4 protein-coding genes are annotated in these 6,839 nt (G+C 47.1%); 1 reads left to right on the top strand and 3 read right to left on the bottom strand.

What is annotated here, in order from left to right; all coding sequences use genetic code 11:
• A partial coding sequence (locus PLH26_RS11850; protein ID WP_324586233.1) for a helix-turn-helix domain-containing protein occupies positions 1–972 on the top strand: 972 nt, incomplete at its 5' end.
• A gap of 56 nt (positions 973–1,028) precedes the next feature.
• On the opposite strand, the gene PLH26_RS11845 is transcribed toward PLH26_RS11850, so the two are convergent.
• The 3 genes from PLH26_RS11845 to PLH26_RS11835 form a co-directional block, all read right to left on the bottom strand.
• The gene (locus PLH26_RS11845) at positions 1,029–2,669 is read right to left on the bottom strand and encodes an IPT/TIG domain-containing protein (RefSeq protein ID WP_324586232.1); all 1,641 of its coding nucleotides are present in this window, start codon (positions 2,667–2,669) and stop codon (positions 1,029–1,031) included.
• A 37-nt stretch (positions 2,670–2,706) separates the two neighbouring features.
• On the bottom strand, positions 2,707–4,683 hold the full coding sequence (locus tag PLH26_RS11840) for a fibronectin type III domain-containing protein (RefSeq protein ID WP_324586231.1): 1,977 nt from the start codon (positions 4,681–4,683) through the stop codon (positions 2,707–2,709).
• Between the two features lie 13 nt (positions 4,684–4,696).
• Positions 4,697–6,839, bottom strand: a 2,143-nt coding sequence (locus tag PLH26_RS11835) for a hypothetical protein (RefSeq protein ID WP_324586230.1), incomplete at its 5' end; no start/stop codon positions are given.

Below are 6,839 nucleotides of genomic sequence, written 5' to 3'. Positions count from 1 at the left end.
TATTCAAGGATACATCCGCAATGTATCAATACCGACCCACGGGTATTAACTTTTGCCCAAACCGAAATGGGCGAAGATGAGATACAGGAACAGCTACAGCAGGAACAAAAAAGATTTATCAGCTTTTCATTGGCCGGGGCTTTTGATTTTATAAAACTCTCGGAAAACATCAATGCGCATTATGAAAATTATGTGCATCGCCAGATCCCCGACAAGAACAATGCCATACAGTGGGCACATGATCTGTCGGCATCGGCACGATCTGTAACAGAGGTAGGCGAAAAATTCCGTAAACAACTAACCACCCTGATCGCCGAAGCCGAAGCCAACGGGTACGCAAAGCTACACGAACGCATTACCGCTGCATCTGCCTATTTTACCGGGGCATTGGAAAAAATGCTGGCTTCGCTCAAACAACATGCCGACGAGATGCGGGTAAAAAAGAAAGTAAAAAAATACATTAAGGAACTGCATAGCCTTGAATTGGACATTACCAGGAAAAAACAGCAGGTTGCACAGGCAGTGCCGTTGTCGGAAGGTTTACTCAGGGGAACGCAATTGTCTGAACTACTGCAATTAACGGAATCTCAAAAGCACCAGGCAGCCGTTGATGATGAGGCAATGGCTGCACCCGGAACCGGCATCACCGCAAAACCTAAAAAAGGCGATACGCAGCGTATGAGCCTCCAATTGTTCCGGGAAGGAAAAGGCATAGCCGAAATTGCCAGGCTCCGGGAAATGGCTGTAAGTACCATAGAAGGGCACCTGGTAAAGTTTATTCCCACGGGTGAAATTAAAATAACGGATATCGTTCCCGAAGAAAAGATACAAACCATCTGCAAAGCCATTGAGGAAACGGGCGCCGGTTTTGCCACATCGCCTGTTAAAGAAAAGCTGGGAGATGCTTATTCCTATAGCGAGATCAGGGCAGTCATTACGCATTTGCAGGCAGGAGAAGCTGTTAAAGGATAGCCCTGGAGTTTGCACATAACTTTTCCCAATTTTCCTCCTGTGCCATTATACTTTCCTTATTCCAACCCGATTTTCCGGATGCGTGCATTTCCATTATCCGCCACATAAATGTTCCCCCCTGCGTCTGTGGTAATGGCATACGGGTTTGAAAACCGGGCGGAAGCATCATCTCCATCCTTGTAACCATTAATATTGCCGGTTAGTATTCCGTAGGGCCGTGTGGTATTACCCATTCCGCTATAATAAAAATAAATTTTATCGTCCTCTGAAGTAATATAAACATTATCCTTACTATCTACCGTTATCCCGGTAGGATGCTCAACAAGAAAAGATAAGTATAATGTATATACGTTCCCATCCGGTTTTATTCCCCTGACATCGCCAATACTATAATCTGTTACAAAAACATCACCAAGGGAATTTACCGCCACCCCTCTTGGAAAATTGAAACTGGACTGATAATTATTACCAGGATTGCCATCCTGATTGCCAACTGTACCATCACCGGCAACTGTTTTTACAATTCCGGTGGGGGATATTTTCCGGATGCGCTGATTGTATTCGTCGGCTACATAAATGTTATCATCGGCATCTGTTGCGAGGCCAAAGGGATAATAAAACTGTGCCGTAGTATTTTCTCCATCTGAATATCCCGGAGTATCGCTTCCTGCAAGAACGCTTGATTCTCCTGCAGACATATCTATTTTCAGGATATGGCAAATATGGTACTGGGTGATAAAAATATTATCATGCGAATCAATGGCAATACCTCTCGGTCTTTTCAATTGTATGGTATCCATATTGCCGATATCACTGCCGCTTGCATTGGTAATACCTCCTGCTACTGTACTTACATTCCCATCCGGGCTTATTTTCCGGATACGGTTATTTAATTCATCGGCAATAAATATATTTCCGTGCGAATCCACCGCCATCCCGGAAGGGTTATTAAATTCGGAAGCAACGCCTTTTCCATCCTTAAAGCCTGCAGCGCCATCCCCCGCGATCGTGCTCACATCGTAGGTGCCGAGTTGGTCCGACTGCGTCTGGACAATAATATAAGCGCCTGTTTGCCTGCCGTTTTGTTTTAGTCTCAAATACATTGGGGAATACGGCAGCCAGTTATGATCGTAGCAAAAATTTACTTTGATCTCATTATCGGTCCAGGATTCAATGCCCAGGCCTGTCTGTACATCCGATTCTTCGTTTTCATTATCTACCAGTTCAACGTCTGAATCCTGGTTCTTATTCCCAAAATACTTCCCGGTAATTATGGTTGTTGTGCAAAGTGTAGATGAGAATGGATATCCTCCTTCGGGTTGAATACTTATTATTTCTAACTGTTTTTCTTCCCGGTAAGTAAATACGGGACCTTCGGCAGATTGTCCGTTTACTGCTACGCTGATGGCCCCCGTAGTGCCGTCTACGGGCGCTTCTGCGAGCAGCAAGGTGGCGTCAGCCTGTGTAACCTTTGCTTCTTTTCCGTTGAACATTACCGTATTTTCATCCGGTACCGTACTGAATCCCGTGCCGGTGATCGTAACCTGTGTGCCTGCCGGGCCGCCGGTTGGCGAAATGTTTTCAATAGCCAGCTCATATTTATAAAACGGGTCTTCAATTTTATTGCACTTCAGAAAACCCAATAAAATAATTACCGAAAATATTTTTGAAGTGCGGTTGAATAATACATTTTTCATGACCTGATTTTTTATTACCCCAATGATAACATCTTCATCACCTGCACCTGATCGTCTTTTCTGCGCTCATGGCGCTTTCCGATCCGGAGCGTACCAGGCTTACCGCATATACATACAGCGTTCCCGTTTTTACCTGCTTATCCACAAATTCCAATCGGCCTACCGGCACACTGCCTGTTTTTCTAAACTGCTTTTCTTCTGCCGCACGCTTATAAACAACATAACTGCTTTCTTTTGCCGCATTTACAGAAGGAGGAATAGTAACAATGACGCCTGCCGGGGAATTTTCCAGATCAAATCCTGCCGGGGGGTACAGATAAGCGCTGCCGGGAATATCTACGGTTGCGAGAGAGGACAGGATGCTTTGATTGCCACGGGCATCCATAGAGGCGCACCCGTATTCATAGGTTCCGACATCGTCAATAAGCGTATCGGTATAAATATGATCCTGCCAGGGATGTTGCATCAGTGGTCTGAAATATTCATCTCCCTTTTTTCTTTTATATATGATATAACCGATTACTTTTTCATCTGCCAGCGAAACATCATTCCAGATAAGCCGTACACCGTGCTCCGTGTATCTTGCAGAAAGCCCTGCCGGAGCAGTTACCGCCTCGTTCACCGGGCAAACCACCGTTACCGTTTCTGAAGTATCGCTCCATTCCATATTCATATCTCTGGCTGCCAGCGCATACAGGTACGTATCCCCCGGATTGAGGTTCTTCAGCGAATCCACATATATCGTATCCCGCACCACCGGGGATATTACTTCCATATTTTGCAGGGAAGCGCCTCTTAATACATAATAACCGAAAAGATTTAATGCAGCGTCCGGTTTCCATGAAAGCCGTACGTCTTTCCCGGAGGTAAGCGATATCCGGAGCCCCTGCGGCGCGATCATTTTCCCGGATACGAATTTCTTCTCGCCGTTCACCAATACCGGCGTGGCATTGGGCTTGTTGGGAAGATCATACAGTACCGGTTCTACCCGGTAATAATAAACCGTTCCGCCGATAACCTTTCTGTCTGTCCATGAAACCGCATCCGGTGGCAACGTATCTGCCACCACATAATTTTCCATAGCGGAACGCGACTTGGATACCCGGATGCCTGCACACCATTTTTTTTCAGGCAATTTATCCCAGGTCAGTAGCATCCCTCCCAGGGTATCGCTTACCGCAACATTTTTAAGCGCCACAGCATCGGTCATGGAAAAAGCAATGAGACGGATCGTATCGGAAGCCCGGCCAAAGTTACCCGCCATATCCACCGGCACGGCATACAGCATACAATGCTCACCCGGCTTTGCAGGCCCGGTGTAGCTGACAAATAAGGTATCCCGCGCGTGGTAAATAAACTGCCGGACGCTGTTCCCTGATGCTTCACCCGCCCGGATGACGTTCGCAAATACTCCCTTCCCTTTTACTGCATACCAGGTACATGAAACGGAACTGTCGGTAGCGGACATACTATATTTTTTAAATTCGGGGAAAGGGGTGTAGGTGATGTCGCGTAAATATTTCCTGAAAAGAAGATGCGTAACGCCGTCCTTCTCTACCTCTAACTGATAACCGGTGCCGGGATTGTTCTTTTCTGTTTTGTCAAAATAAAGGACGCCTATAGCGGAGAGCACATCGGTGTTCATCAGATAAAACCCCAGGGTATCAAATTTACCCGCCGAGAGCAGGGCATAGAGGTCTTCAGCCGACCTTAATTTGCTCTGTTGCAGCAATTCGGTCAATAATAAAGGGCCGAGCTTTTCTGACAGTATTTCTGATGAAGGAGGGAATTGCACGGAAGCTATTTTCTTAAAACGGCCCGTGCCGTTCTGGTCTTTTGAAACGATAAACACTTTGTCCTTTACAGGTACCAGGTCAGCCTGGGTAGAATCCCAGGTATAAATAAATGTGCCATCCGGGCCCGGCAGTACAGGCTGGTTAAATACGCCGGGGCGCTGCTGTGCCAGGGTGTACTGAAACAAAAAACAAAAGATACAGGCTAATCTTACAAACATATTTTTCATTGCTTTAGAAGCAGGGCTGATCAGATCCCCCTGCATGAGGTTTGAATATTACGCCTTCTTTTTCCGAGAAGCTGAAATCAAGGGATGCGGCGCCACAAACGTGAGCGGACAAGCAACTGTTCCAAAAATCAAGCTTGGGGTCAAAGGTAATTTCATTACAATCCGCCTCGCAGTCGCCTGCGCCCAAATAGAAATCAACATGACCCGAGGCCGATGCGCTGAAGTTCCATCCCAGGTCGTTGTTGCGGCCTCCTTCCAGCTGATAACACAAGCCGGCGGATGCCCCTAATGAAAGCGGACCTACGCTCAGATCAAGACCTGCATCAAACTTTCCTCCAAATAAAATACGGTACGCATTCTCATCAAAATTCAACATCAGCCCTGCTTTAAAATGTGATGAACACGAGAGCTGAGCGCTCACAACATAAAGATCAAAACCCAGCGGGTGCTCCTTTGGAATACCTAATTGGGCATCTACATTGATATACACTCCCGAAAAGCTGCTGTGCATATAGGCATCCGGCGCATATTGAAAATAATGGGACGTAATATCATCATGGCTTTTCGGATTTTTAAGTCCTGCCGCTATAGCCATTTCTCCATGATTATTCATCAAACCGGCAATCTTTACCAACACGCTGCATCCGAGAAAAGCATATTCGTCATTGGGTTTGACGCTGATCACCAGCGCGCCTTTTAGCTGCTGTTGCAACAGCCCTTCTAAAGGCGACATCTGCGCGGATACCTGTACCGTAAATGTTCTTTCGGGCCCGTTGAAGATCGTTTCCGCATGAGCGGTTTTCAGATAACTGCCAACCGTTACGTCTCCGTATCCTGTGAGTATCCCCGGGCTGCTGACGGTAAGCCCCAAAGGATCCAGCGCCACTACCGCTCCTGTGCCCAGCAGGGATAGTTTCCCTTTTATGTTCACACTAAAATCGCCGTTAGTGTAATCAAATCCTCCGCCCACACGCTCCAGCGTTACAATGGCGCCGATGGGCACCGGTGGAATATTGGCGGAGAAATGCGCGCCGAAATCTACAGAACCGCCGTTTTTAAAATACCGGAATGACACGTTCCCGCCGATGGGTGTGCCGGGAATGGAAAGATTCCCTTCTCCTTCAAAACCATTTTCTTTAAAAGCAACCGAGGCCGAGATCTTTACCACGGGCACATCCAGCGTTACGCCCACTTTTTCAATACTATAAGTAGGACCGCCGGAGCCGGCCCTTACCCTGATATCGGCCACCTGGAATTTCAGGACATCCAGATCCGCTTTAAAATTGCCCTGGATGCCTATGAAGGGCGAATTGCCGGCGGTATTGATATATAAATTATTAATAGAAAATCCGAACGGTCCCAGTGAAGTAGAATAGCCTACCGGCGTCTGCAGGTTGAACGTGCCATTGGTGAGCACTTCAAACGTAGGTATCTTAAACTCCTTTTTGAAAATGCTGAGATTAATTTTGAGACCGGCCTTGCCGCCGATCCGGTAAACGGAACTGCTGCCTACTCTTCCGAAACTTAATGGCGCACCTCCCGTATTGAGATAGGCAACCGACAGCAGGTCAATGCCGTCTTCGGGTATTAAAAACCTGCCGCCGAAAATTTCATCTCTGGCAATAGCCAGGTCGGAAAAATCAATGGCTGATCTTCCCGAGGAGGGAATTGTTATCGACAGCTTGCCGCCGATCTTAAAGCCGTCTTCATTAAAGATAATATTGCCGAAACTCGCCTGCCATCCGACAATATCCAGTTTGGGAAGATCATCTGTAACGATCTGCACGCCGCTTACCGTTAACGATCTGTTGATGCTGAAATTTTTGATGCCGATGGTTACCGATTTGATCACAGGTAAGGCCGGTGTGGATACCGAGCCTGAAAACTCAAGCCCGCTTTCACTGACAGAAGCATTGCTGTTCAGGTGTATCTTAAATCCATAGAGATCTGCGTCAAAGGGTTTACCGGTCTCCGTAACCAGTGTCCAGGAGCTCTTTTGAGGAGAAGGCGATGATCCTGCCTGTATAAAAATGAAATCACCCGGCGGGATCCCGGCACGGGAAACCAGCACCTTTGCAGCGTCCGGAACTTTCCACCCGCGATAGCCCTGGATAGCGTCAAAGCTGACGTACACCTCACCTTTTAGC

The organism is Agriterribacter sp., from assembly GCF_035444585.1.
In the GTDB taxonomy this organism is placed as follows: Bacteria; Bacteroidota; Bacteroidia; order Chitinophagales; family Chitinophagaceae; genus Agriterribacter.
This window is presented reverse-complemented; position numbering and strand designations above follow the sequence as displayed.